At 74.2% G+C, this 24,751-nt stretch carries 23 protein-coding genes and 1 riboswitch; of the genes, 17 read left to right on the plus strand and 6 right to left on the minus strand.

Annotated elements, in window-relative coordinates; genetic code table 11:
• Positions 1–19: 19 nt before the first annotated feature.
• Positions 20–2,338: a chitinase C-terminal domain-containing protein gene (locus AC07D6_RS30080; RefSeq protein ID WP_315881001.1), complete on the minus strand. Its 2,319-nt coding sequence runs from the start codon at positions 2,336–2,338 to the stop codon at positions 20–22.
• Positions 2,339–2,640: 302 nt separating this feature from the next.
• Positions 2,641–2,771, plus strand: a riboswitch (FMN riboswitch).
• A gap of 160 nt (positions 2,772–2,931) precedes the next feature.
• On the opposite strand from AC07D6_RS30080, the gene ribD reads away from it, so the two are divergent.
• From ribD to AC07D6_RS30130, 10 genes are all read left to right on the plus strand, one after another.
• Positions 2,932–4,038, plus strand: coding sequence for a bifunctional diaminohydroxyphosphoribosylaminopyrimidine deaminase/5-amino-6-(5-phosphoribosylamino)uracil reductase RibD (gene ribD, locus AC07D6_RS30085; RefSeq protein WP_315880982.1), 1,107 nt, complete (start codon positions 2,932–2,934; stop codon positions 4,036–4,038).
• Entirely contained in the window at positions 4,039–4,641 is a 603-nt protein-coding gene (locus AC07D6_RS30090) for a riboflavin synthase (RefSeq protein ID WP_315880983.1), read from the plus strand.
• On the plus strand, positions 4,638–5,288 hold the full coding sequence (locus tag AC07D6_RS30095) for a nicotinamide mononucleotide transporter family protein (protein WP_315880984.1): 651 nt from the start codon (positions 4,638–4,640) through the stop codon (positions 5,286–5,288). Before AC07D6_RS30090 ends, AC07D6_RS30095 begins: the two co-directional genes overlap by 4 nt.
• A complete protein-coding gene (locus tag AC07D6_RS30100) occupies positions 5,285–6,610 on the plus strand; it encodes a bifunctional 3,4-dihydroxy-2-butanone-4-phosphate synthase/GTP cyclohydrolase II (RefSeq protein WP_315880985.1) in 1,326 nt (441 codons plus the stop codon). The genes AC07D6_RS30095 and AC07D6_RS30100 overlap by 4 nt, the downstream gene beginning before the upstream one ends.
• 58 nt (positions 6,611–6,668) lie before the next feature.
• Positions 6,669–7,154, plus strand: a complete 486-nt coding sequence (gene ribH / locus AC07D6_RS30105) for a 6,7-dimethyl-8-ribityllumazine synthase (protein WP_315880986.1) — start codon at positions 6,669–6,671, stop codon at positions 7,152–7,154.
• 34 nt (positions 7,155–7,188) lie between these two features.
• Positions 7,189–7,461, plus strand: coding sequence for a phosphoribosyl-ATP diphosphatase (locus AC07D6_RS30110; RefSeq protein ID WP_315880987.1), 273 nt, complete (start codon positions 7,189–7,191; stop codon positions 7,459–7,461).
• Positions 7,462–7,526: 65 nt separating this feature from the next.
• Positions 7,527–8,375 (plus strand): ATP phosphoribosyltransferase, encoded by an 849-nt coding sequence (gene hisG / locus AC07D6_RS30115; protein WP_479049630.1) that lies wholly within the window; start codon positions 7,527–7,529, stop codon positions 8,373–8,375.
• Positions 8,376–8,397: 22 nt separating this feature from the next.
• Positions 8,398–8,856: a PH domain-containing protein gene (locus AC07D6_RS30120; RefSeq protein WP_479049632.1), complete on the plus strand. Its 459-nt coding sequence runs from the start codon at positions 8,398–8,400 to the stop codon at positions 8,854–8,856.
• Between the two features lie 208 nt (positions 8,857–9,064).
• Positions 9,065–10,396, plus strand: coding sequence for a hemolysin family protein (locus AC07D6_RS30125; RefSeq protein ID WP_479049633.1), 1,332 nt, complete (start codon positions 9,065–9,067; stop codon positions 10,394–10,396).
• Positions 10,393–11,466, plus strand: coding sequence for a hemolysin family protein (locus AC07D6_RS30130; protein WP_479049635.1), 1,074 nt, complete (start codon positions 10,393–10,395; stop codon positions 11,464–11,466). The genes AC07D6_RS30125 and AC07D6_RS30130 overlap by 4 nt, the downstream gene beginning before the upstream one ends.
• A 24-nt stretch (positions 11,467–11,490) precedes the next feature.
• Here the strand turns inward: AC07D6_RS30130 and AC07D6_RS30135 are convergent, their stop codons facing one another.
• Positions 11,491–13,443, minus strand: a complete 1,953-nt coding sequence (locus AC07D6_RS30135; protein ID WP_315880992.1) for an AAA family ATPase — start codon at positions 13,441–13,443, stop codon at positions 11,491–11,493.
• 407 nt (positions 13,444–13,850) lie between these two features.
• Positions 13,851–14,489: a uridine kinase family protein gene (locus AC07D6_RS30140; RefSeq protein ID WP_315880993.1), complete on the minus strand. Its 639-nt coding sequence runs from the start codon at positions 14,487–14,489 to the stop codon at positions 13,851–13,853.
• Between the two features lie 171 nt (positions 14,490–14,660).
• On the opposite strand from AC07D6_RS30140, the gene AC07D6_RS30145 reads away from it, so the two are divergent.
• From AC07D6_RS30145 to AC07D6_RS30155, 3 genes are all read left to right on the plus strand, one after another.
• Positions 14,661–16,061, plus strand: coding sequence for a peptidase C39 family protein (locus tag AC07D6_RS30145; protein ID WP_479049637.1), 1,401 nt, complete (start codon positions 14,661–14,663; stop codon positions 16,059–16,061).
• 88 nt (positions 16,062–16,149) lie between these two features.
• A complete protein-coding gene (locus AC07D6_RS30150; protein WP_315880995.1) occupies positions 16,150–16,296 on the plus strand; it encodes an SCO1431 family membrane protein in 147 nt (48 codons plus the stop codon).
• A gap of 227 nt (positions 16,297–16,523) precedes the next feature.
• Positions 16,524–17,696 (plus strand): acyl-CoA dehydrogenase family protein, encoded by a 1,173-nt coding sequence (locus AC07D6_RS30155; protein WP_479049640.1) that lies wholly within the window; start codon positions 16,524–16,526, stop codon positions 17,694–17,696.
• A 167-nt stretch (positions 17,697–17,863) separates the two neighbouring features.
• Here AC07D6_RS30155 and AC07D6_RS30160 read toward each other — a convergent pair whose 3' ends face one another.
• The gene (locus AC07D6_RS30160) at positions 17,864–18,250 is read right to left on the minus strand and encodes a hypothetical protein (RefSeq protein ID WP_479049642.1); all 387 of its coding nucleotides are present in this window, start codon (positions 18,248–18,250) and stop codon (positions 17,864–17,866) included.
• A gap of 202 nt (positions 18,251–18,452) precedes the next feature.
• On the opposite strand from AC07D6_RS30160, the gene AC07D6_RS30165 reads away from it, so the two are divergent.
• From AC07D6_RS30165 to fxsA, 4 genes are all read left to right on the plus strand, one after another.
• The gene (locus AC07D6_RS30165; protein ID WP_236239047.1) at positions 18,453–18,893 is read left to right on the plus strand and encodes an Lrp/AsnC family transcriptional regulator; all 441 of its coding nucleotides are present in this window, start codon (positions 18,453–18,455) and stop codon (positions 18,891–18,893) included.
• Between the two features lie 78 nt (positions 18,894–18,971).
• The gene (locus tag AC07D6_RS30170; RefSeq protein WP_479049645.1) at positions 18,972–20,636 is read left to right on the plus strand and encodes an amidohydrolase; all 1,665 of its coding nucleotides are present in this window, start codon (positions 18,972–18,974) and stop codon (positions 20,634–20,636) included.
• Between the two features lie 588 nt (positions 20,637–21,224).
• Positions 21,225–21,944 (plus strand): polyprenol monophosphomannose synthase, encoded by a 720-nt coding sequence (locus tag AC07D6_RS30175; protein WP_391654326.1) that lies wholly within the window; start codon positions 21,225–21,227, stop codon positions 21,942–21,944.
• Positions 21,945–22,002: 58 nt separating this feature from the next.
• Positions 22,003–22,554 (plus strand): FxsA family membrane protein, encoded by a 552-nt coding sequence (fxsA, locus tag AC07D6_RS30180; RefSeq protein WP_315881000.1) that lies wholly within the window; start codon positions 22,003–22,005, stop codon positions 22,552–22,554.
• A 178-nt stretch (positions 22,555–22,732) separates the two neighbouring features.
• On the opposite strand, the gene AC07D6_RS30185 is transcribed toward fxsA, so the two are convergent.
• The gene (locus tag AC07D6_RS30185; RefSeq protein ID WP_010468770.1) at positions 22,733–23,107 is read right to left on the minus strand and encodes an RNA polymerase-binding protein RbpA; all 375 of its coding nucleotides are present in this window, start codon (positions 23,105–23,107) and stop codon (positions 22,733–22,735) included.
• Positions 23,108–23,383: 276 nt separating this feature from the next.
• Positions 23,384–24,742: an MFS transporter gene (locus AC07D6_RS30190; protein WP_315881302.1), complete on the minus strand. Its 1,359-nt coding sequence runs from the start codon at positions 24,740–24,742 to the stop codon at positions 23,384–23,386.
• Positions 24,743–24,751: the final 9 nt, after the last annotated feature.

Below are 24,751 nucleotides of genomic sequence, written 5' to 3' on the forward strand. Positions count from 1 at the left end.
CGACGCCCGGCCGGACGCGTCAGCAGGTGCCGAGGTCCTGCCACACGCCCCACTCGCCCGTCGTACCGGGCTCCTCGCCCTTCGTCCACCACTTCGCCTTCCACGTGTGGGACTTGTGGGAGACGGTGGTGCCGCTGCCGTAGGAGGCCGAGGCGTCCCACGCCGGGGCCGTGCAGGCGCCCGGGCTCGGCGGCGGGTCGGTCGGGTTCGGCGTCGGGCCCGTGCCGGGCTCGACGACCGTGGTGCCGCGGGCGAGGTCGCCGGCGAGCGCGTAGGTCGTGCCCGCGATGTTGACCGTCCAGTTCGACGGGGTCGACACCGGCAGGTAGTAGTTGAAGGACAGCTCCACCGAGGCGCCCGGCGCGAGGGTCTGCCACGCCGGCAGCTTCAGCGAGACGCGGTGGAAGTCGCCCTTCAGCCCGCCCACGTTGCCGCCCGTGTGGTCGCTGCTGATCACCTTCGTGCCGAAGCCGGACTGGTCGGAGGCGTTGGCCGGGGCCGAGGTGGCGTAGTCGAACTGGAACTCCGTGCCGCCCGGGAGCGTCGTCTTCGTGTTGTTGGTGATCTTCACCTTGGGGGTGATCGGGTAGTTGGAGTCGCCGAGCTTGAACTCGCCGAACTGCACGCCGATGTTCACGGCCTTGGTGGGCAGCGCCTTGTTCGAGACCTTCGCGCCGTAGGGGGAGGCCGCCTTGAACTTGTCGTACATCAGCGACGTCAGCGTCGAGCCGGGCTCGTACTGGCCCTTCGCGGCGTTCCAGCCGTAGTCGCCGGCGAGCTCCCACACCATGGTGCCGCCGATGCCGCGGTCGACCACGTAGTCGGCCTTGCGGGCCACCGACTGCTCGTCCTCCGTCGACAGGAAGACCTTCTTCTCGGCGTTCCACAGCCACGGCGCGACCAGCGTGGAGTCGTACTTGCGGGCGTAGGTGCCGGTCAGCTTCGTGCCGGCCGGGAAGCCGTACGTGGTGAGGTAGTCGCCGACGACGCCCTTCTCCAGGTTCTTGGCGTGCCACATCGGGTTGGAGCCCGCCGGGGACTCCTTGCCGTTGTCGTCCTTGTCGTGCCAGAGGTTGTCGATGCCGACCGCGCCGTCACCGCACTTGGTCAGGCCGGAGCCGGCCGGGCAGCTGGCCGCCGCCGCCTTGCCCCACAGGCCGTCCGTGCCGCCCTGGACGTTCTTGAAGCCGCGGGTGTAGTACGGCAGGCCGATGTTGATGCGGCCGGCCGGCATCGAGCCGCGGAAGTAGTGGTACGCCCAGTCGGTGTTGAGGTAGCCGATCCCGCCGTACTGCTGGCTGCCGTACACGTTCGCCGCGGCCAGCTCGGAGTCCTTGCCGTCGTCGAACAGCGAGGCGTTCGGGCCCACGTGCTCGTTCCAGGCGCCGTGCAGGTCGTACGACATGATGTTGACGTAGTCGAGGTACTTCTGCTGCTGGTACGTCTCCATGCCGCGCAGCAGGTAGCCCGAGGAGGGGGCGGCGACGGTCAGCATGTAGTGCTTGCCGTCGGCGGCGCCGGCGCGGTCGAGCTTCTCGCGCAGGGTCTTCATCAGCGCCGTGTAGCCCTGGACGAGGCCGGCGCGGCGGCCGTTGGCGATCGACCAGTCGAGCGGGTTGCCGGCGTCCTTCATGGTCGTCGGGTACTCGTAGTCGATGTCGACGCCGTTGAAGCCGTACTTCTTGATGAACTCGACCGCCGAGTCGGCGAAGGTGTTGATGCCCGCCTGGTTGACGGAACCGTCCGCGTTGGTGGCCATCGAGTAGAAGCCGCCGGAGGCCACGCGCTTGCCGCTGTCGTCGAAGTAGCCGCCGGTCTCCGCCCAGCCGCCGACCGAGATCAGCGTCTTGACGTCCGGGTGCTGCTTCTTGAACTTGTTCAGCAGGTTGAAGTGGCCCTTGTAGGGCAGGGTCGGGTCCATCTCGGCGCCCGCCACGCCCGGCCAGGTCATGCCGGTGGCGGCGTTGTTCGGGCCGTCGGTGCCCACGGAGATCTTGTTGCCGGCGCCCACGTGGGCGAAGGCGTAGTTGATGTGGGTGATCTTGTCCCACGGGATGTTGCTGGCGAGGTAGGCGGGTGTGCCGTCCTTGCCGGTGCGCCAGCCGGTGAAGTAGCCGATGACGCGGCGCTGGTGGTCGGCGCCCATCTTCTCGCGGCCTTCGGCGTCGTACACGGAGCAGTAGGGGACGTCCACGCCGGGCGTCTTGTACAGGCCGTCGGGGCGACAGGACTCGTGGTCGGCGGCGTACGAGACGCCACCGGAGAGCGAGCTGAGCAGCAGTCCGGCGACGGCGGCGCCGGATGCGAGCAGCGAGGCTCTCGCACGGGGGGATGACAGCACGGTCGGCTCCTCCTGGGGAGTCGGGCTTCACACAACGTGCGGCTTCTGGCAGGGGGTTGGGGTCGTGCCCGGCCCAGGTGTGCGCACACCGGAGGGCCGTCTCCGCGGAGAGGTGACGCAGACATTAAGAGGACTAGACCAAAGCGTCAATAGGTCTGGACCAATCTGGTTCCACGGGGGCGGGAAGAAGGAACCGGGGGGCGCGCGGGAGGGAGGCCCGGCCCCCGCTGTGAGTCAGCCCACAGAGATCACCCGCGTGGGCGGCGCGGAGCCGTGGCACACTGGCCCTGTATCAGCAGCAGCGCACTCCGGGGTCGGTGCAATTCCGAACCGGCGGTTACAGTCCGCGACCCGGCCGCATCCAGTGGCCGGTTGACCAGGTGAAACTCCTGGACCGACGGTGAAAGTCCGGATGGGAGGCAGTGCGCGGCGGGCGACCCTTCTCGGGGCGCGCCGTCGTCTGCCGGCGGCCGGGCGTCCCCCGGAGGCCGGCCGGCGCCGTGGCGGCGTACCCCCGCGAGGCGCCGTTCCCGCTTCCTGTCGCCACCGACAGGCCCCGGAGTCCGTGCCCGACGAGGCAGGAGGACCCGGTGGCCACAGCGGCCGACACGACCGCCATGCGCCGAGCCGTCGCGCTCGCCGCCCGTGGACTCGGCTCCACCAGCCCCAACCCGGTCGTCGGGTGCGTCGTCCTCGACGCCTCCGGCCACGAGGTCGGCGCCGGGTACCACGAGCGCGCCGGCGGCCCCCACGCGGAGGTCCACGCCCTGCGCGAGGCGGGCGCCCGCGCCCGCGGCGGCACCGCCTACGTCACCCTCGAACCCTGCAATCACACGGGCCGCACCGGCCCCTGCGCCCAGGCGCTCGCCGAGGCCGGGATCGCACGCGTCGTCTACGCCGTCGCCGACCCGAACCCGCAGGCCAGCGGCGGCGCCGACACGCTCCGCGCGGCCGGCGTCGAGGTCGAGGGCGGCCTCCTCGCCGACGAGGCCGCGGCCGGCAACGCCGCCTGGCTCACCTCCGTGCGCCTCGGCCGGCCCCACGTCCGGTGGAAGTACGCCGCCACCCTGGACGGCCGCGTCGCGGCCGCCGACGGCACCAGCCGCTGGATCACCTCGCCCGAGGCCCGCGCCGACGTCCACCGGCTGCGCGCCGAGGCGGACGCCGTCGTCGTCGGCTCCGGCACCGCCCGCGCCGACGACCCCCACCTCGCCGTACGCGGCGTGGACGGCGCCGTCCAGCCGCTGCGGGTCGTCGTCGACACCGGGGCGAGTGCCGTCAGGCCCGGTGCCCGCGTCCTCGACGACGCCGCCCCCACGCTGATCGCCGTCGCCGAGGACGCCGCCGCCGACCACCTCGCCGGCGCCGACGTCGTACGGCTCCCCAGGGCCGCCACCGGGCGCGGCCTGGCGGTACCGGCCCTGCTGGCCGCCCTGCACGAGCGGGGCGTCCGCTCCGTACTCCTCGAAGGCGGCCCCACCCTCGCGGGCGCCTTCGCCGCCGAGGGCGCCGTCGACGAGGTCGTCGGCTACCTCGCCCCGGTCCTCCTCGGCGCCGGCCCCGCCGCGCTCGGCGACGCCGGGATCACCACCGTCGCCGACGCCCTGCGGCTGCGCGTCACCGACACCACCCGCATCGGCCCGGACCTCCGCGTCACCGCCCGCCCCGCCTCCCTCCCCACCCCCAAGGAGCACTGAGTGTTCACCGGAATCGTCGAAGAACTGGGCGAGGTCACCGCCGTCGAGACCCTCGGCGACGCCTCCCGCTTCCGCGTCCGCGGCCCCGTGGTCACCCGGGGCGCGAAGCACGGCGACTCGATCGCCGTCAACGGCGTCTGCCTCACGGTCGTCGAGCACGAGGGCGACGAGTTCACCGCCGACGTGATGGCCGAGACCCTCAAGCGCTCCAGCCTCGGCGCGCTCACCGCCGGCTCCCGCGTCAACCTGGAGCGGCCCGTGCCCGCCGACGGCCGCTTCGGCGGGCACGTCGTCCAGGGCCACGTCGACGGCACCGGCACCGTCGTCGAGCGCACCCCCTCCGAGCACTGGGAGGTCGTCAGGATCTCCCTCCCGGCCGAACTCGCCCGCTACGTGGTCGAGAAGGGCTCCATCACCGTCGACGGCGTCAGCCTCACCGTCGTCGAGGCCGGCGCCGACCACTTCACCGTCAGCCTCATCCCCACCACGCTCGCCCTCACCACCCTGGGCCACAAGCAGCCCGGCGACCCCGTCAACCTCGAGGTCGACGTCATCGCCAAGTACGTCGAGCGCCTCCTCGGCACCCGGGGGGCCGCCCGATGAGCGCCCTCACCTGGCTGGGCGGCGAGGCGTTCACCGCCTTCGGCCAGCGCATCATCTGGTCCGACATGCTCGGCAACACGATCGGCCTCGCCGCCCTCGCCCTCGGCTGGCGCCGCTCCATCCTCACCTGGCCCGCCCAGTTGCTCTCCGGCGTCGTCCTCGTCGCCGCCTACGCCTCCGCCCAGCTCTCCGGCGGCGTCGGCAAGCAGCTCCTGGTCATCGCCGTCGCCCTGTGGGGCTGGCGCCAGTGGCACCTCGGCCGCGGCCAGGCCCAGGACGGCTCCATCGCCGTCCGCTTCGCCACCTGGAGGGAGCGCGGCCTCCTCCTGGCCGGCGCCGTCCTCGGCACGCTCGCCGTCGGCGGCCTGTTCACGCTGTACCCGTCGCTGTCGTGGAGCCCCTGGGCCGACGCGTACATCTTCGTCGGCACCCTCGTCGCGATGGTCGCCCAGGCCCGCGGGCTGGTCGAGTTCTGGTTCGCCTGGCTGCTCGTCGACGTCGTCGGCGTCCCGCTCGCCTTCAGCAGCGGCCTCGCCTTCTCCGGGCTCGTCTACGTCGTCTACTTCGCCCTCGTGCTGTGGGGCATGCGCGACTGGTGGCTGCGCACGCGCACCCCGGCCCAGGCCCTGGAAGGAGCCCCGGCATGACCACCGCGCCCGAACTGCCCCTGTGGGACACCGCCGACCTCACCCTCGACCCCGTCGAGCAGGCCGTCCGCGACATCGCCGCCGGCCGGCCCGTCGTGGTCGTCGACGACGAGGACCGCGAGAACGAGGGCGACCTCGTCGTCGCCGCCGAGAAGGCCACGCCCGAGATCGTCGCCTTCATGATGAGCGAGTGCCGCGGCCTCATCTGCGCCCCCATGGAGGGCGACGAGCTCGACCGGCTCCGCCTCCCGCAGATGGTCGAGGAGAACACCGAGTCGATGCGGACGGCGTTCACCGTCTCGGTCGACGCGGCCCCCGCCCACGGCGTCACCACCGGCATCTCCGCCGCCGACCGCGCCACCACCCTCCAGCTCCTGGCGAGCGGCGCCGCGGAGCCGTCCGACTTCGTCCGGCCCGGCCACGTCTTCCCGCTGCGCGCCCGCCCCGGCGGCGTCCTGGCCCGCAACGGCCACACGGAGGCCGCCGTCGACCTGGCCCGCCTCGCCGGACTCCGCCCGGCCGGCGCCATCGTCGAGATCGCCGGGGAGGACGGCGTCATGCTCCGGCTCCCGGAGCTCGTCCCCTTCGCCCGCAAGCACGGCCTGACGATCATCTCCATCGAGGACCTGGTCGCCTACCGCCGCGGCACCGCCCCCGCCGCCCGCCACGACACCGCGACCGCCCCGGCCCCGGCCGTCCACCGCGAGGCCGAGGTGCGGCTGCCGACCGCGCACGGCGACTTCACCGCGTACGGCTACCGCTCCACGGCCGACGGCGTCGAGCACGTCGCCCTCGTCCACGGCGACCTCGGCGACGGCGAGGACGTCCTCGTCCGCGTCCACTCCGAATGCCTCACCGGCGACGTCTTCCACTCCCTGCGCTGCGACTGCGGCCCCCAGCTGCACGCCGCCATGGACCGCATCACCGAGGCCGGCCGCGGCGTCGTCGTCTACCTGCGCGGCCACGAGGGCCGCGGCATCGGCCTGCTCTCCAAGCTCCGGGCGTACGAGCTCCAGGAGCGGGGCCGCGACACCCTCGACGCCAACCTGGAGCTCGGCCTGCCCGCCGACGCCCGCGACTACGCCGCCGGCGCCCGCATGCTCGCCGACCTCGGCGTCCGCAGCGTCCGGCTGATGACCAACAACCCGGAGAAGACCGCCGCCCTCGCCCACCACGGCCTCACCGTGGCGGGCCGGGAGCCCATGCCCGTCCAGGCCGGCGAGCACAACGTCCGGTACCTGCGCACCAAGCGCGACCGCATGGGCCACGACCTGCCCTGGCTCGACGGCCCGGCCGACGTGTCCCCCTGCGTCACCCAGTAGCACCACCGCACCACCCCACCCACCACCGAGCGAGCGATCGCACCACCCGAGGAGAAACGTGAGCGGCAAGGGCGCACCCGAACTGACCGTCAGCAACTGCGGCGACCTCCGCGTCGCCGTCATCGCCGCCCAGTGGCACGAGAAGGTCATGACCGGCCTGGTCGACGGCGCCCTGCGCGCCCTGCACGAGCTGGGCATCGACGAGCCGACCGTCCTGCGCGTCCCCGGCAGCTTCGAGCTGCCCGTCGTCGCCAAGGTCCTCGCCGGCCGCGGCTACGACGCGGTCGTCGCCCTCGGCGTCGTCATCCGCGGCGGGACGCCCCACTTCGACTACGTGTGCCAGGGCGTCACCCAGGGCCTCGTCCAGGTCTCCGTCGACACCGGCGTCCCCGTCGGCTTCGGCGTCCTCACCTGCGACACGGAGGAGCAGGCCCTCGACCGCGCCGGCCTGGAGGGCTCGAACGAGGACAAGGGCCACGAAGCGGTCACCGCCGCCGTCGCCACCGCCATGACGCTGCGCACGGTCAGCGAACCCTGGCGCTGAGTGGGTGCGCCCCACCCCGTACTCTTGGGTCATCATGGCGAACAAAACCTTCGAAGACCTCTTCGCCGAGCTGGAGCTCAAGGCCAAGGCCGGCGACCCCGCCACCTCCCGCACCGCCGAGCTGGTGGACAAGGGGGTCCATGCCATCGGCAAGAAGATCGTCGAGGAGGCCGCCGAAGTCTGGATGGCCGCCGAGTACGAGGGCAAGGAAGCCGCCGCCGAGGAGATCTCGCAGCTCCTGTACCACGTCCAGGTGATGATGGTCGCGCGCGGGATCTCCCTCGACGACGTCTACGCCCACCTCTGACCCGCCCCTCCCGCACGCACCCCGCACCCCACCAGAACCACTCCGAGGCAAAGGAAGCCCGTCCCATGCTGCGCATCGCCGTCCCCAACAAGGGTTCACTGTCCGGGCCTGCGTCGGCGATGCTCCATGAGGCCGGCTACAAGCAGCGCAAGGAGTCCAAGGAGCTGGTCCTGGTCGACCCGGACAACGAGGTCGAGTTCTTCTACCTCCGCCCCCGGGACATCGCCATCTACGTCAGCTCCGGCAAGCTCGACATCGGCATCACCGGCCGCGACCTGCTGCTGGACTCCGGCGCCAACGCCGAGGAGATCCTGGAGCTCGGCTTCGCCCGCTCCACCTTCCGCTACGCGACCCGGCCGGGCACGGCGAGCGGCCCCGCCGACTTCCACGGCATGACGATCGCCACGTCGTACGAGGGCATCGTCGCCAAGCACCTCGCCGACCAGGGCATCGACGCCTCCGTCGTGCACCTCGACGGCGCCGTGGAGACCGCCATCCAGCTCGGCGTCGCCCAGGTCATCGCCGACGTCGTGGAGACCGGCACCTCCCTGCGCAACGCCGGCCTGGAGGTCATCGGCGAGCCGATCCTCACCTCCGAGGCCGTCGTCGTCCGCCGCACGGGCGCCCCCGCCGACGACCCCGAGGTGCAGCGGTTCCTCCGCCGCCTCCAGGGCGTCCTCGTCGCCCGCAGCTACGTGATGATGGACTACGACTGCCGCGCCGAGCACCTGGAGCAGGCCGTCGCCCTCACGCCGGGCCTGGAGTCCCCGACCGTCTCGCCGCTGCACAACGAGGGCTGGGTCGCCGTCCGCGCGATGGTCCCCGCCAAGGACGCGCAGCGCGTCATGGACGACCTGTACGCCCTCGGCGCCCGGGCCATCCTCACCACCGAGATCCACGCCTGCCGCCTCTGAGCCGGAAGCCGAACGCCCCGCCATGCCCGACGTGCCCAGCGAAGCCCCCGCCCTCCCCGTCACCTTCCGGCCGCGGCGCACCCGCGCGGTGCTCCTCGCCACCGGCGCCGTCATGTTCGCCGTCATCACCGTGGTCGCCCTGGTCCTGGAGCGGCTCCACCCCGGCGAGCGGATGAGCTTCGTCCTCACGGCCGCGCTCTTCTACGGCGTGCTCATCCTGCTGAGCCGCCCGAAGGTCGTGGCCGACGAGGACGGCGTCACCGTCGTCAACCTGACCCGCAGCCGCCGCCTGGCCTGGCCGGAGATCCTCCGCGTCAACCTGCGCGTCGGCGACCCGTGGGTGTTCCTCGACCTCAGCGACGGCACCAGCCTGCCCGCCCTCGGCATCCAGCCGGGCATCGGCAAGGCGCAGGCCATCCGCGACGCGCGCGCCCTGCGCGCCCTCGCCGAGAACCGCGGCACGGGCCCCGAGCAGCGCTGACGGCCCCCGCCCGGCCCGCGGCACCCTGCCCGGGCCGGGGCGGCGTGATTACTCTTGTCGCGGTGGCGCCCGGAGCGCCCCGCCCCGCACCCACGGCAGCGACCGGGCCGGCGGGGCACCTGCGACCCGAGGAGTGACCCCCTCCAGCAATGGACGGATCGTCCTGTAGTACCTCCGCCGCCCCCTCCGCACCCGAGGAGGCGGCGGCATGACCCTCCCCCTCCTGCTGCTCTGCGCGGCCTTCGTCCTGATCCTCGCCAACGGCTTCTTCGTCGCCGCCGAGTTCGGCCTGGTGACCGTGGAGCGGGCCGACGCCGAACGCGCCGCCTCGGACGGCGACCGGCGCGCCCGTACGGTCGTCAAGGCCCTGCGGGAGCTGTCCTTCCAGCTCTCCGGCACGCAGCTCGGCATCACCCTCACCTCGCTCGTCGTCGGCATGCTCGCGCAGCCGGCGCTCGCCCGGCTGCTGAGCGGCCCGCTCACCGCGACCGGACTGCCCGCGGGCGCCGTGTCCGGCCTCGCCGTGGCCGTCGGCATGCTCGCCGCCTCCGCCCTGCAGATGGTGGTCGGCGAGCTCGTCCCGAAGAACTGGGCGGTGTCCCGGCCGCTCCAGGTGGCCCGGTTCGTCGCCGGCCCGCAGTACGCGTTCTCGGCGGCCCTCCGCCCCGTGATCGCGCTGCTGAACGCCGTCGCCAACCGGCTGGTGCGGCTCATGGGCGTGGAGCCCGCCGAGGAGCTGGCCTCCGCCCGTACGCCCGGCGAGCTCGTCGCCCTCGCGCGGCACTCCGCCCGGGCCGGCGCCCTCGAACAGGACACCGCCGACCTCTTCGTACGGACCCTGTCCCTGGGCGGGCTCACCGCGCAGCACGTGATGACGCCCCGGGTGAAGGTCAACGCCCTGCGGTCCGACGCGACCGCCGCGGACGTCCTCAACCTCACGCGGGCGACGGGCCTGTCCCGCTTCCCCGTGTACCGGGACCGCATCGACGAGATCGTCGGCATGGTCCACCTGAAGGACGCCCTCGCGGTCCCCGCGCCCGCGCGACCGCGGACCCCGGTGGGCCGGATCGCCGTCCCGCCCCTCCTCGTCCCCGAGACGCTGCCCGCGCAGGCGCTGCTGGAACGGCTCCGCAGCGAGCAGCCCATCGCCGTCGTCGTCGACGAGTACGGCGGTACGGCGGGCGTGGTCACCCTGGAGGACATCGTCGAGGAACTGGTCGGCGAGGTCCGCGACGAGCACGACGCGGTCGCGGACGGCGAGCCCGAACTCGCCGCCGTCGCGCCGGAGGACGGCCGGCCCGCCTGGGAGGCGAACGGCAGCTGCCGGGTGCACGAGCTGAAGCGGATAGGGCTGGAGGTCCCCGAGGGCCCGTACGAGACCGTCGCCGGGCTCGTCGCCGACCTGCTGGGCCGCATCCCCGCCCCCGGCGACCGCGCCGAACTGCCCGGCTGGCGGCTCCTCGTCCGCCGGGTGGACCGGTACCGCGCCGGGCGCGTCCGGCTGGTCCGCACGGCGGACGTGGCGGAGGCCGCCCGGTGAGCGCGCTCCAACTCCTCTTCGCTGCCCTGCTGGTGCTCGCGAACGGCTTCTTCGTGGGCGCCGAGTTCGCCCTCGTCTCCGTCCGCCGCAGCCAGGTCGAGCAGCTCGGCTCCCCCCGGGCCCGCACGGTCCTGCACGGCCTGGAGAACCTGCCGCAGATGATGGCCGCCGCGCAGTTCGGCATCACCGTCTGCTCGCTCACCCTCGGCGCGGTCGCGGAGCCCACCGTGGCGCGGCTGCTGGAGCCGGTGTTCCACGCCGCGCGCCTCCCCGAGGGCCTGGTCCACCCCCTGGGCTACGTCATCGCCCTCGCCGTGGTCGTCTTCCTGCACCTCGTGGTGGGGGAGATGGTCCCGAAGAACCTGGCGATGGCCGCGCCGGAGAGGACCGCGCTGTGGCTGAGCCCGGCCCTGGTCGGCTTCGCCCGGCTGTGCCGGCCCGTCACCGCGGCCCTCGGCGCCTGTTCCGGAGCCGTGCTCAGGGTCTTCGGGGTCGAGCCGAAGGACGAGGTGGAGGCCGTCTTCACCAGCGAGCAGCTCAACCGCCTCGTCGAGGACGCCGGCCAGGCGGGCCTGCTCGCCCCGGCCGAGCAGGAGCGCCTGGAGGACGCCCTGGAGCTGGGCACGCGGCCCGTGCGGGAGGTGATGATCCCCCGTACGGCGGTGGTGACCGTCCCCCCGTCGGTCACGCCGGCCCAGCTCGAGGCGCTCACCGTGCGCACCGGCTACTCGCGGTTCCCGGTGCGTCCGGAGGGCGGGGGCGCGTTCCTCGGCTTCCTGCACGTCAAGGACGTCCTGGACCTGGAGGACCCGGACCGGGCCGTGCCGCAGCACGTCTGGCGGCCCATGGCCACGCTGCGGGCCGAGCTGCCGCTGGACGAGGCGCTGGCCGTGATGCGGCGCGCGGCGGCCCACCTGGCGCAGGTCGCGGACGTGTCGGGCCGGGTACTGGGCCTGGTCGCACTGGAGGACGTGCTGGAGATGCTGGTGGGGGAGGTGCGGGACCCGGCGCACCGCGTCCGCGTCGCGGGTCCGCGCCCGTCCCCGGAGGCGGACGCCCTCCCGGCGTAGCGGAGGTGCCCGGCGGCCGTGCGGTCAGTACGCCGGGGGCAGGGGATCCTGCGGGCCGCGGCCGCCCGGGCCGCGGCCCGAGAGGACCTCGCCGTACGCCTGCATCAGGTCCGGCAGCCGCAGCGTCGCCAGGTCCTCCCGCGTCGGCGTCCCGGCGTACCCGGAGAGCCGCAGGTCGCGGTAGGCGCACGACTTCTCGTACAGGGTCCGCAGGAACCTGCCGTTGCCCAGCTCGTCGATCCAGCCCTGCTCCACGACGTGGCCGCTGATCGAGTGCAGTTCGTCGAGCGACTCCTCGTCCCACACGTCGCCGTTGGCCGCCGCCAGCACCTTCCCGATCTCGGTGAGCTCCAGCGGCCGGTACGACGGGAAGTCGACGCGCGTGGTGAACCGGGACGACAGCCCCGGGTTGGCGGCGAGCAGCCGGTCCATGCCCTCCGGGTAGCCGGCGAGGATCACCACCAGGTGGTCGCGGTTGTCCTCGGCGCGCTTCAGCAGGACCTGCAGCGCCTCGTCGCCGTACGCGTCGCCCTTGCTGTAGCCGGAGTTGGAGAGCGAGTACGCCTCGTCGACGAAGAGGACGCCGCCGAGCGCGGAGTCGATCAGCTCGTTGGCCTTCACCGCCGTCTGTCCCAGGAACTCCCCGACGAGGTCGGCGCGCTGGGCCTCCACGAGGTGGTCGCCGCCGAGCAGCCCCAGGGCGTAGAACACCCGGCCGAGGATGCGGGCGACGGTGGTCTTCCCCGTGCCGGAGGGGCCGGAGAAGACGAAGTGCCGCTTCGGCGGCTGGACGGGGAGCCCCTGGCCCGCCCGTAACCGGGCCATCTCCAACTGCGCGGAGAGCGCCTTGACCTGCCGTTTCACCGGATCGAGGCCGACCATCCGCTCCAGTTCGGCGAGCGCCTTCGCCAGCAGCTCCGGGTCCGTCGGGCTCGCCGGGAACGGCGGCGCCGGCCGCCCCGGCACGGCCCCGCCCGCCTTCTCCCGCGCCCCGCCGGGCGGTGCGGGCGCGGCGGGCGGCGCCCCCGGCACGGGCCCGCCCGGCCCCGCGGCCGGCCCGGACTGCTGCGGGAGGCCGGGGCCCGCGACGTCGTCGAACCCCGGGTCCAGCAGGTCGGCGCCCGGCCCGCCGTCCGCCCCGCCCCCGACCCCGGCGCCGCCCGCCAGGGAGACCGCCGCGAGGCCCGCGGTCTCCTCGGGCGTCCCGTCGAAACCGTCGTACTCGGCGATGGCCGCGAGCCGCGCCGCCGTGTCCATGAACGCCGGGTCCACCCGGTGCACCGCCCGGTACAGGGGCAGCGCGGCGGCGGTGCGCCCGGTGCCCTCGTGCGCCCGGGCGAGCCAGTAGCGCAGCTCCTTGCGCTGGGGCTGCTCGCTGCGGCACCGCATCAGCGCCGCCGACAGCAGCGGCTCGGCCTGCCCGTACATCTCCAGCCGCACCCGCGCCATGCCGCCGAACAGCCCGGCCTCGATGCCCAGCAGCGGGTCGTCGACGAGGGGCTCGGTGTGCCGGACGAGCTGGTCCCAGTCCTTGACGAGGTAGGCCCGGCAGGCGTGCAGGAACCGCACCTGCGGGTCGGTGTCCACGGGCGGCAGCCCCGCCAGCGCCCGGTCGAGCTCCGGGACGTGCCGGCCGTCGAGCCAGTGGGAGGCGTGGGCGAGCAGCAGGTCGCGGGAGCTCTCCAACACCGGCTGCACCCACCAGCCCAGCCAGTACCAGGAGTTCAGCGTCCGCCGGTGGCGCCGCCGCTGCTCGCCGAACCGGGCGCGGTGGTGGTACATCCGCAGCAGCGCGGTCGTCGTGTCGACCCGCAGGGCGTGCAGCCCGAGCCAGGCGTCGGCCATGCCGGGGTCGATCCGCACGGCGGTGCGGAACTCCTCCTCGGCCTGGGGGTACGCGCCCATGGTGTAGGCGTCGACACCGCGCAGCCAGGCGAGGTCGGCGGGGGCCTGCGGGCCCTGCGTGCCGATGTCCATCGGGTCCCCCCACAACACGTGTCCCCGGAGCCGTCCCGCCGGGCGGGCGCCCGCCGGAGGCTTTTCGACCGCCTTCCCGTGGACGGGCTTTGACCGCACCGGGGTGCATCGTACCCGCGCGCGGGGTGCGCGACTAAGGGCGCGACCAGTGCTCGGGAGGCGTTCACGGGCGCGCCGGCGACAGTTACTGAGGGTAGCGCCAAGCGGCCGAACCATGGGGTGAACCGGAGCGGCGAGGGCAGAACGAAGCCCCCGATCACGGGGGAACAACCGGGGGCTTCGCGTCTGCGGCGACTCCGAAAAGCCGCACATTGAGAACGTAAGACCTGTACGGCCCCTCGGTCAAGCGAAGTTGAGGCAGTCTGGGCGGCCGATTTCCGACTCCCGCGGAAGACCCCCGTTGATCGTCACGGTGTGTGACGGATTGGCTTCGAATCGGCGGCTGAAAAGTGCCTCGGCAGCCACAGGTATCCCCCCTGGCACTCACGTATCAGGGTGTCCGCGAACGGCAGGGAGGGGTCGTGGGCGAAATGGCGGGTCTCCGCCACTGTCCATCCGTCCCAGAAAGCGGACTGCGCGGGTCCGTCGCGGTGCCGCCCCCGCCGCCAGGACTCCTCGGCGGCGCGCTCCATCCACATCAGCCGCGCCAGGCGGGGCCGGAGCGCGCGGCGCCCGGCGCCCACGCCCTCGACCAGGACGACCGGAGCGGGCGGCAGCCGCCGCGCCGGCCCGAACCGGCGGGCGCCCCAGTCGTACGGGCGGTACTCCGCCGCCTCGCCGCGCGCGAACCGGTCGAGGACCTGCGCGCGCAGACGGCCCGTCCAGGCGAACGGCTCGTCGTGCGTGGCGATGTCGTCGAGGTGGAGGACCGGAGCCCCGCCGAGGGCCTCCGCGAGCCGCGCGGCGAACGTCGACTTGCCGGACCCCGCGTGCCCGTCCACGGCGACGAGCCGCACGGGCCCGCACGACGGCGCGAGGGCGCGCAGCTCGGCGGCGAGCGCCCCGAGGCCGGGGCGGCCGGGGCGTTCGGTGGCGGCCTGGGACATGCCGCCACCCTACCGACGCCCCGGCGGGCGCATCGGGGGCCGCCCGGGGGACGCGGGCGCGGATTGCCTGGCGGAGGCGGGGTCCGCCGGCGATAGTGGGCGGCGCCGACCCGTCTTCCGCGCCCACCCGTGCGCCCGGACCGCAGCCGACCCGACAGGGGGACCACCCGCATGCCCGAACCGACCTCGCGCAGGACCGTGCTCGCCGCCGCCCTCGCCACGGCCTCCGCCGCCACCGTCGCGGCCTCCGCCGCCCCGGCCGCGCCCGCCGGCCCCGTCACCGCCCCGCACCCCGCCGGCGGGGACACGACCGGCCCGCTGATCGACAACCGCTTCTGGACCACCCCCGCCGACTGGCGCTCCGGCACCGCCGAGGGCGTCCGCGCCGTCGCGGGCCCCCGCCCCGGCATCGCCATCGACGTCCCCGTCGGCAGCGCCGACCGCACCGACCCGCACACCGGCACCACCGCCCGCTGGGAGTACGCCTCCTGGACCTCCCCCCGCCACGCCACGGCCGCCCCCGCGACCGAGCTGGTCGCCTCCTGGAACGCCGACACGCCCCCCGGGACCTGGATCACCGTCGAGCTGTCCGCCGGCTACCCGGACGGCACCGACTCGCCGTGGTACGTGATGGCCCACTGGGCCGCCGGCGACGGCGACATCCGCCGCGCCTCGGTCGACGGCCAGGGCGACGGCCGGACCCGCGTCTGGACCGACACCGTCGCGGTCGACGACCCGGCGAACGGGCCGCGCCCCACGTCGTACCGGCTCCGCGTCACCCTCCACCGCGCACCCGGGAGCGACCGCACGCCGACCGTGTGGCGGCTGGGCGCCATGGCCTCCGACGTGCCGGACCGCTTCACCGTCCCCGCCGCCGAGCACCGCGTGGTCCGCGAGCTGAGCGTGCCGCGCTACTCCCAGAACACCCACATCGGCCAGTACCCCGAGTACGACAACGGCGGCGAGGCGTGGTGCAGCCCCACCTCCTCGCAGATGGTCGTCGAGTACTGGGGCCGCCGCCCCACCGCCCGTCAACTGGCCTGGGTCGATCCCGCCTACGCCGATCCGCAGGTCTGCCACGCCGCCCGCGCCACGTACGACAGCCAGTACGAGGGCTGCGGCAACTGGTCCTTCAACGCCGCCTACGCCGCGACCTACGACGGCATGAACGCCGTCGTGACCCGGCTGCGCTCGCTCACCGACCTGGAGAACCTCGTCGGGGCCGGCATCCCCGTGATCACCTCCCAGTCCTTCCTGGAGGGCGAGCTGACGGGGGCCGGCTACGGGACCGCCGGTCACCTGATGACGGTGATCGGCTTCACGGCCGACGGCGACGTGATCGCCAACGACCCGGCGTCCCCGACCAACCAGGCCGTCCGCCGCGTCTACCGGCGGCGCGAGTGGGAGACGGTCTGGCTGCGCACCAGGCGCCGCGACGCCACCGGCGGGGTCGTCTCCGGGACGGGCGGCGTCTGCTACCTGTACTGGCCCGACGAGGCGACCCCGGCCCAGCGCCGGGCGCTCGCGGACGCCGGCGTGGGACAGGAGATGCGGGGCGGCGGCCGGGAGTGAGCAACGTCTCTCCCCACGGGGGCCTTCCCGCTGGCACTGTGGAGGGGCCGGGGGGACAGTCACAGCCGTACGACGACAGCGAGATGCCATGACCGCGAACGCAGCCGCCGCCCCCTTCCTCCGTGCCCGCACCGGAGGCCCCCAGGACGACGGCCCCAAGGTGCTCGAACACGTCCTCGGCTGGGTCCTCGTCGTCGTCGTCGCCATGTTCGTCACCCAGGCCGGCCTCCTCTGAGTTCCCCGGCGCACCCTCCCGCCGGGACGTGAACGAGCGTTACCGAAGGGTGTCTTTCCGCTGGTGACGGGAGGCACCCGATCGGGCATACTCGTGCCGCCACAGCCGCTGAACTGCCGTTTCCGTGACCCGGAGGGGCAGCATCGGCGAAGCAGTGTGACCCGGCGGCGCCGCCCAACCCTTCGCGCGCGCCCGCCGCAGCGCCCGACAGGGAGGAGAGCGCCGCAATGCCCGACCGCGCCCCGCAGCCGGTGGACCGCCAGCTGCCCACGGAGGAGGCCAGGGATCTGATCACCCTGGTGCGCGACATCGTCCAGGGGGAGATCGCTCCCCGGGCGGCCGAGGAGGAGGAAGCCGGGCGCTTCCCGCGCGAGGTCTTCTCCGTCCTCTCCGAAGCGGGCCTGCTCGGCCTGCCCTACGACTCCGCCCACGGCGGCGGCGACCAGCCGTACGAGGTGTACCTCCAGGTCCTGGAGGAGCTGGCGGCCGCCCGCCTCACCGTCGGCCTCGGCGCCAGCGTCCACACCCTCGCCTGTCACGGCCTCGCCGGGTTCGGCACGAAGGAGCAGCGGGCCGAGCACCTGCCCGCGATGCTGGGCGGCGGTCTCCTCGGCGGCTACTGCCTCTCCGAGCCGTCCTCCGGCTCCGACGCGGCCTCCCTGCGCACCAAGGCCGTCCGCGACGGCGACGACTGGGTCATCACGGGGACCAAGGCGTGGATCACCCACGGCGGCGTCGCCGACTTCTACACGGTGATGGCCCGCACCGGCGCCGAGGGCCCGCGCGGCATCACGGCGTTCCTCGTCCCCGGCGACGCGGAGGGGCTCACCGCCGCCGCGCCCGAGAAGAAGATGGGGTTGAAGGGCTCGCCCACCGCCCAGCTCCACTTCGACGGCGTCCGCGTCCCCGACTCCCGCCGGATCGGCGAGGAGGGGGAGGGCTTCACGATCGCCCTGTCGGCGCTGGACTCCGGGCGGCTGGGCATCGCGGCCTGCGCCGTCGGCGTCGCCCAGGCGGCGCTCGACGAGGCCGTCGCGTACGCGCGGGAGCGGCGCCAGTTCGGCCGGCCCGTCGCGGACTTCCAGGGGCTGCGCTTCCTGCTCGCCGACATGGCCACGCAGGTCGAGGCGGGCCGCTCCCTGTACCTGGCCGCCGCCCGGCTGCGGGACGCGGGCCGGCCGTTCTCCCGGCAGGCGGCGATGGCGAAGCTGTTCTGCACGGACGCCGCGATGAAGGTCACCACCGACGCCGTCCAGGTGCTCGGCGGGTACGGCTACACCGCCGACTTCCCCGTGGAACGCCACATGCGCGAGGCGAAGGTGCTGCAGATCGTCGAGGGCACCAACCAGATCCAGCGCGTGGTCGTCGCCCGCCACCTCGTGGGCCCCGAGAGCCGCTGAGGCCCCGCGGCGGGGCCTCGCCCGCCGCGTTGCGGGGCGCGGCTCCCCGGCGCGCGGCGGGCCGGGCGGGACCGCCCGCCGGCGTGCCGCGCCGTACCCCGGGTCCGACGGCAGCCGCCCCGGCCGCGCTCGTGCGCACCGGGGCGGGGTGTCGGATCAGCGGGAGGTCAGGCGGCGCGCCCCATCCGCGAGGCGGTGCCGCGCATCTGCGGGACCTTGATCGGGCGGGACCCCGGCCCGCCCACGTGCGAGAACGGCTGCGTACGCCAGTCGAGCTCCTGGGGGAGCGTCAGCAGCAGCCCCATATCCTGCTCCTGCGGCCCCGACCCGTCGTCGACGGGCCGCGCCTCCGCCACGGGCCGCCCGGAGCCGGTGCACACCGTCAGGACGAACGGGTTCCACGGCGTCGGGCACAGCGCGTGCTCCGGCAGGGTGTCCTCGTCCGCGAGCAGCGCGATGGGCTGCGCGCAGTCCGGGCAGACGACCCGGAACATCTCGAACATGTCGTATGCGTCGAGCTCATCGGCCTCGACCGAATCAACAGGCTCCTGCATGGAGAATCTCCCCCTCAGGCGGGCCGACCAGGCATGCGGCCCCGACCACCCCAAGCACTTCCCGGCGCGCCCGCCGGATAACCGTCCGGTCACGGACGTCCGTGGCCAAAAGCGTGTGGTGTTGGTCACATGCCGCCCGCAGGTGCCCGCGGGGTGACCGGACGACTGGGCCGGAGGGGTTCCGGGGCAATAGGTTGACCGCATGGAGGAGCTGGATCGTCAGATCGTCGAGTTGCTCGTCAAGGACGGGCGCATGAGCTACACCGACCTGGGCAAGGCCACGGGCCTGTCCACCTCGGCGGTGCATCAGCGCGTCCGCCGCCTCGAACAGCGCGGCGTCATCCGCGGCTACGCCGCCGTCGTCGACCCCGAGGCGGTCGGCCTGCCGCTGACCGCGTTCATCTCGGTGAAACCCTTCGACCCCAGCGCCCCCGACGACATCGCCGACCGGCTCGCCGACATCCCCGAGATCGAGGCGTGCCACAGCGTGGCCGGTGACGAGAACTACATCCTCAAGGTGCGGGTGGCGACGCCGCTGGAGCTGGAGCACCTGCTCACCAGGATCCGCTCCCAGTCCGGGGTCTCCACGCGCACCACGGTGGTCCTCTCCACCCCGTACGAGGCGAGGCCGCCCCGCGTCTGACCCCGCCGCACGACCGCCCCGGCGGTCGCGTCCGCCCCCGGCCGGACGCGGCCGCCGGCGCTGTCTACGCTGGTCACCATGACCGAGCGCGAACACCTCCCCCCTGCCGCCGACCCCGCTCGAACAGGGGGAGCCCCCACCGTGCTGCTGCGCGGCGGAGACGTCCACAGCCCCGCCGACCCCTTCGCCACCGCGATGGTCGTCGAGCGCGGACACGTCGCCTGGGTGGGGTCCGAGGGCGCGGCCGACGCCTTCGCCTCCGGTGTGGACGAGGTCATCGACCTGGAAGGCGCCCTGGTCACCCCCGCGTTCACCGACGCCCATGTGCACACGACCGCCACCGGGCTCGCCCTGACCGGCCTCGACCTGTCCGGCGCCCGCACCCTCGGCGAGGCGCTCGCGCTCGTACGGGACTTCGCCGCCGCCCGGCCGGGCGACCGGGTCCTGCTGGGGCACGGCTGGGACGCCGCGCGCTGGCCCGAGCGGCGCCACCCGAGCCGCGCCGAACTCGACGAGGCGGCCGGCGGCCGTCCCCTCTACCTCCCGCGGATCGACGTGCACTCCGCCGTCGTCACCACCGCGCTCCTCGACCTCGTCCCCGGCGTCGCGGACCTCGACGGCCACCACCCCGACGCGCCCCTCACCGGCGCCGCCCACCACGCCGTACGGGCCGCCGCGCACGGCGCGATCACCCCGGCCCAGCGCGCCGAGGCCCAGCGCGCCGCCCTCCGCCACGCCGCGTCCCTCGGCATCGGCACCGTCCACGAGTGCGGCGGCCCGGACATCTCCGACGAGGAGGACTTCGCCGCGCTGCTGGGGCTCGCCGGGGAGGAGGGGCTGCCCCGGGTCGTCGGCTACTGGGCCGAGGCCGTCGCGGGCGCCGCGGACGCGCGGCGGATCCGTGAACTGGGCGCCGTCGGCGCCGCCGGCGACCTCTTCGTCGACGGGTCGCTCGGCTCCCACACGGCCTGCCTGCACGAGCCGTACGCCGACGCCCCGCACACCGGCACCGCCCACCTCGACGCGGACGCCGTCGCCGCCCACGTCGCCGCCTGCACCGAGGCCGGGCTCCAGGCCGGTTTCCACGCCATCGGCGACGCCGCGGTGACCGCCGTCGTGGAGGGCGTCCGGGCCGCCGCCGAGACGGTCGGCCTGCACCGGATCCGCGCCGCCCGGCACCGCGTCGAGCACGCCGAGATGCTCACCCCCGAGACCGTCGCCGCCTTCGCCGAACTGGGCCTCACCGCCTCCGTCCAGCCCGCCTTCGACGCGGCCTGGGGCGGCGAGGACGGCATGTACGCCGAGCGGCTGGGCGTCGAGCGCGCCCGCACCCTCAACCCGTACGCGGCGCTGCTGCGCGCCGGTGTTCCCCTCGCCTTCGGCTCCGACAGCCCGGTCACCCCCCTGGACCCCTGGGGCACCGTCCGCGCCGCCGCCTTCCACCGGACGCCCGAGCACCGCGTCTCCGTCCGCGCCGCCTTCACCGCCCACACCCGCGGCGGCTGGCGGGCGGTCGGCCGCGACGACGCCGGCGTCCTCGTGCCCGGCGCGCCCGCCGACTACGCCGTCTGGCAGGCCGGTGACCTGGTCGTCCAGGCACCCGACGACCGGGTGGCCCGCTGGTCCACCGACCCCCGCTCGGGCACGCCCGGCCTGCCCGACCTGACCCCAGGCACCCCGCTGCCGGTGTGCCTGCGCACGGTGGTCGGCGGGCACACGGTCTTCGTGCGGCCGAACGAGTGAGTCGGAGGCGGTCCGGCCGCCCGGGCGGCGGGCCGGATGCTCCGCCACGACCTGCGGATCTTCGTCGCTGACCTGGGCGTTCGCCCAAACGCCGCAGGTGGCACGGGTGTTGACAGGCAACGGTGAACGGCGGGTAGGTTCGGCCGCGTCCACCACGGACGTCCGACCGGCCGAGCAGAGCCTTCCCGCCGCCGCGGAGCGCCGCTGGATCGCGGGGTGGCGCGCCGCACCGGCGCGCCACCGCTGGGAGCCAGGTTCAGCGCCAGCGCCCCGCGGCGGTGGAGGTCTCCGGACGGGCGTCCCCCCGGCTCCCGGGAGCCGGGGCGGGGTGCGACCCGGGTGGGGCCCGGACGTTCAGTAGACAACGGCTCTCGGACGACCCGCAGCCAGCGGGCCCCAAGGTCGGCCCGAAGGACGCCGGGCCCCCGTGCGGACCGGTACGCGCCACCCCGTCCGGCTCCGCCCGATGCCGCCGGTCGTCCGCGCCGCAGGCTCGCTAAGGTGGGCATCCGCGCTAGGACGTAAGGGGCAGTAGTGAAAGACGACGGTCAGAGTCAGCGGCGGTACGGACCGCTGGGCAGAGCCTTGGTGATCATTCCGACCTACAACGAGGCGGAGAACATCGGGCCGATCGTCTCCCGGGTGCGGGCCGCCGTGCCGGACGCGGACATCCTCGTCGCCGACGACAACAGTCCGGACGGCACCGGCAAGATCGCCGACGAGCTGTCCGCCGAGGACGCGCACGTCCACGTGCTGCACCGCAAGGGCAAGGAGGGCCTCGGCGCGGCCTACCTCGCGGGCTTCCGCTGGGGCATGGACCACGGCTACGGCGTCCTCGTCGAGATGGACGCCGACGGTTCCCACCGGCCCGAGGAACTGCCCCGGCTCCTCACCGCCCTGAAGGGCGCGGACCTGGTGCTCGGCTCCCGTTGGATCCCCGGCGGGCGGATCGTGAACTGGCCGAAGTCGCGGGAGTACCTCTCCCGGGGCGCCAGCGTCTACTCGCGGCTGCTGCTGGGCGTGCCGATCCGGGACGTCACCGGCGGGTTCCGGGCGTTCCGCACGGAGACGCTGCGGGGGCTGGGGCTGAGGGACGTGGCGTCGCAGGGGTACTGCTTCCAGATCGACCTCGCCCGCCGCGCGGTCGCCGCCGGCTTCCACGTGGTCGAGGTGCCCATCACCTTCGTGGAGCGCGAGCACGGCGACTCCAAGATGAGCCGGGACATCATCGTCGAGGCGCTGTGGAGGGTCACCGCCTGGGGCGTGACCGCCCGCGCCGGTCGCCTGACGGGCCGCGAGCGCCGCTGACGCGGGACGGGGACGGGCCTTTACGCCGTCCTGCCGCGGCCCCGGGCACACTGGAGGCATGACGACCGGTGCACCCCTGCTGCCCCCGACCCGTGGGCGTTCCCGCGCCCGCACCCTCATACCCCTCGGCCTGGCCGCCTGGCTGGTGCTGGAGATCTGGCTGCTGGCCCTGGTGGCGGACGCCGCGAGCGCCCTCGCGGTGCTCGCCCTGCTGGTGGCCGCCGGGGCGCTCGGCGCGGCCGTGGTGAAGCGGGCCGGGCGCCGGGCGTTCACGGCGCTCACCGAGACGCTCCAGCAGCAGCGGACGGGCGGTGCGCCGGCCGCGGACGGGAAGGGCGGCACCGGCAACGGCATGCTGATGCTCGGCGGGCTGCTGCTGATGCTGCCGGGCCTGGTCTCCGACGTGCTGGGCCTGCTCCTCCTCCTCCCGCCGGTCCGCACGGCCGCGGCCCGCTTCGCGGAACGCGCCCTGGACCGCCGCGTGGGCACGGTCCTCCGGCAGGCCCGCATCCACCGCCCGGACGGCAAGGTGGTTCCGGGCGAGGTGATCCGCGACGCCTCCGGGGACCCGGCGGACCCCCGGGGCACCCGCCCGCCGCTCACCCCCTGACGACCGGGGCGCCGCACCGCGGCCGGGCATCCGCCCGGCACCGGGTGCGGCCCGTCCGGCACCGGGTGTGCCCGGCGGGGCGCGGCCGGGCGCCCGCAGGCACGGGAAAGCCGCGGGGCGCGGTACGCCGATGCGTACCGCGCCCCGCGGCTTTCCCGTGCGGCCGGGGACTAACCCGTCACGCGGACTTCCTGCTGTCGCGCGGATGCACGGCGATGTTCATGGCGCCGGAGCGCAGGACCGCCAGCCGCTCGGCCAGCACCTCCTCCAGCTCCTCGCGCGTGCGCCGCTCCATCAGCATGTCCCAGTGCGTACGCGCGGGCTTCGCCTTCTTCTCCTCGGGGCCGTCGCCGTCCACCAGGAGCGCCTGGCTCCCGCAGACCTTGCACTCCCACTCCGGCGGGATTTCCGCCTCGACCGAGAACGGCATCTCGAAACGATGCCCCTTCTCGCATGCGTACTCCACCGCCTGGCGCGGGGCCAGATCGATGCCGCGGTCGGTCTCGTAGCTGGTCACCACGAGGCGCGTGCCGCGAAGAGCTCGCTCACTCATGAATCGTGCCTCCCGGGCTTGTCGCCCACAGGACAGGTGTCGCTGTCGTCGTCATCCGGTCAACGTCCGGTCGGCGGTAAAGATTCCCGTTGCGGGTCATGCGTCGCCCGTCGTGCCGCCCCTTTTTGTACCCACCAATGCCCGGTTTGTCACATCTGAAAGGAGATGTCACCCAGTGCTTCCGTCATCTGAGCACGCAGTAACGGTCCGCCTGGTAGGCCAAAGGCGTATACTACCGGCCTTTCGCTCCGCCGTCTAAACCGGTCCTCCATTCGATCAGATCCGTTCGGGTACCGGATTGCCCGCGGCGGCCACCGCACGCCGCACCGGCACCCGCGCGAGCAGCACGAAACCCGCCGCGAAGAACACCACCAGCGAGACGATCGCGTCCCGATAGCTGCCGGTCAGTTGGTAGGCGAGACCGAAGACCAGGGGCCCCAGCCAGCTCAGCCCGCGGTCGCTCATCTCGTACGCCGAGAAGTACTCCGCCTCCTTGCCGCGCGGCACCAGGTGCGAGAACAGCGACCGCGACAGCGCCTGGCTGCCGCCCAGCACCAGCCCGATGGCCGCCGCCAGCGCGTAGAACCAGACCGGCGCCCCGGCGGGCAGGAGGTACCCGGCGGCCAGGATCAGCGTCCACACGGCCAGCGACGCCAGGACCGTCCGCTTCGCGCCGTACGCGCGGGCCAGCCGCCCCATGCCGAGCGCCCCCGCCACCGCCAGCACCTGCACCAGGAGCACCGCGGTGATCAGCGTCGTCTGGTCCAGCCCCAGCTCCTCCGAGCCGTACACGGACGCCTGGGAGATCACGGTCTGCACGCCGTCGTTGTAGACGAGGTACGCCAGCAGGAACGACAGCGTCAGCGGGTGGCGCCGCATGTCCCGCAGCGTCGCCGCAAGCTGCCGCCATCCCGACCCGACCGCGCCCGCGCCGCCCGGCGGCATCCGGCGGTCCCGCAGCCGCCTCAGCGGCACGAGCGTGAAGGCGCCCCACCACAGGCCGGCCGACGCCAGGCAGATCCGCACCGCGGCCGACTCCGAGAGCCCGAACGACGCGTGCCCGGTGTACAGCACCAGGTTCAGCACGAGGACCAGCGCGCCCGACGCGTACCCGAACGCCCACCCCCGCGACGAGACCGCGTCGCGCTCCTCCGGCTCGGCGATCTGCGGCAGGTACGCGTTGTAGAGGGCCATCGACACGGCCAGCGACGCGTTCGCCAGGATCAGCAGGAGCGCGCCGAGCAGGTACCGGTCGCCGTCCAGGAAGAACATCCCCGCCGTGGCGCCGGCCCCCGTGTACGCGGCGGCCGCCAGCAGCGGCTTCTTCCGCCCCGTGCGGTCCGCCGCCGCCCCCGCCAGCGGCATCACCAGCACCGCGAGGACGATCGACAGGGAGACGGAGTACGCGAAGACCGACCCGGCCCGCACCGGGACGCCCAGCGGGTGCACGAAACCGTCCGCGTCGGCCGCCGCCTTCGCCACCGACGTCAGGTACGGCCCGAGGAAGACGGTCAGGACGCTCGTCGAGTACACCGAGCACGCGAAGTCGTAGAAGTACCAGCCGCGTCGCTCGCGCCCGCGGTCGGGCGGCGGCGCGGCGGCGTTCGCGCCCCGGTCGGCGGTCTCGGCGGTCACCCGCGCCCC

Source organism: Streptomyces sp. NPDC045287 (assembly GCF_056432325.1).

What these genes read in the sequence shown, in the direction of transcription:
- AC07D6_RS30095 (WP_315880984.1), top strand. Translation starts at nt 4,638, where the DNA reads ATGAGCGCCCTCACCTGGCTGGGCGGCGAGGCGTTCACCGCCTTCGGC.
- AC07D6_RS30100 (WP_315880985.1), top strand. Translation starts at nt 5,285, where the DNA reads ATGACCACCGCGCCCGAACTGCCCCTGTGGGACACCGCCGACCTCACC.
- AC07D6_RS30110 (WP_315880987.1), top strand. Translation starts at nt 7,189, where the DNA reads ATGGCGAACAAAACCTTCGAAGACCTCTTCGCCGAGCTGGAGCTCAAG.
- hisG (WP_479049630.1), top strand. Translation starts at nt 7,527, where the DNA reads ATGCTGCGCATCGCCGTCCCCAACAAGGGTTCACTGTCCGGGCCTGCG.
- AC07D6_RS30120 (WP_479049632.1), top strand. Translation starts at nt 8,398, where the DNA reads ATGCCCGACGTGCCCAGCGAAGCCCCCGCCCTCCCCGTCACCTTCCGG.
- AC07D6_RS30125 (WP_479049633.1), top strand. Translation starts at nt 9,065, where the DNA reads ATGACCCTCCCCCTCCTGCTGCTCTGCGCGGCCTTCGTCCTGATCCTC.
- AC07D6_RS30135 (WP_315880992.1), bottom strand. Translation starts at nt 13,443, where the DNA reads ATGGACATCGGCACGCAGGGCCCGCAGGCCCCCGCCGACCTCGCCTGG.
- AC07D6_RS30140 (WP_315880993.1), bottom strand. Translation starts at nt 14,489, where the DNA reads ATGTCCCAGGCCGCCACCGAACGCCCCGGCCGCCCCGGCCTCGGGGCG.
- AC07D6_RS30145 (WP_479049637.1), top strand. Translation starts at nt 14,661, where the DNA reads ATGCCCGAACCGACCTCGCGCAGGACCGTGCTCGCCGCCGCCCTCGCC.
- AC07D6_RS30150 (WP_315880995.1), top strand. Translation starts at nt 16,150, where the DNA reads ATGACCGCGAACGCAGCCGCCGCCCCCTTCCTCCGTGCCCGCACCGGA.
- AC07D6_RS30155 (WP_479049640.1), top strand. Translation starts at nt 16,524, where the DNA reads ATGCCCGACCGCGCCCCGCAGCCGGTGGACCGCCAGCTGCCCACGGAG.
- AC07D6_RS30160 (WP_479049642.1), bottom strand. Translation starts at nt 18,250, where the DNA reads ATGCAGGAGCCTGTTGATTCGGTCGAGGCCGATGAGCTCGACGCATAC.
- AC07D6_RS30165 (WP_236239047.1), top strand. Translation starts at nt 18,453, where the DNA reads ATGGAGGAGCTGGATCGTCAGATCGTCGAGTTGCTCGTCAAGGACGGG.
- AC07D6_RS30170 (WP_479049645.1), top strand. Translation starts at nt 18,972, where the DNA reads ATGACCGAGCGCGAACACCTCCCCCCTGCCGCCGACCCCGCTCGAACA.
- fxsA (WP_315881000.1), top strand. Translation starts at nt 22,003, where the DNA reads ATGACGACCGGTGCACCCCTGCTGCCCCCGACCCGTGGGCGTTCCCGC.
- AC07D6_RS30185 (WP_010468770.1), bottom strand. Translation starts at nt 23,107, where the DNA reads ATGAGTGAGCGAGCTCTTCGCGGCACGCGCCTCGTGGTGACCAGCTAC.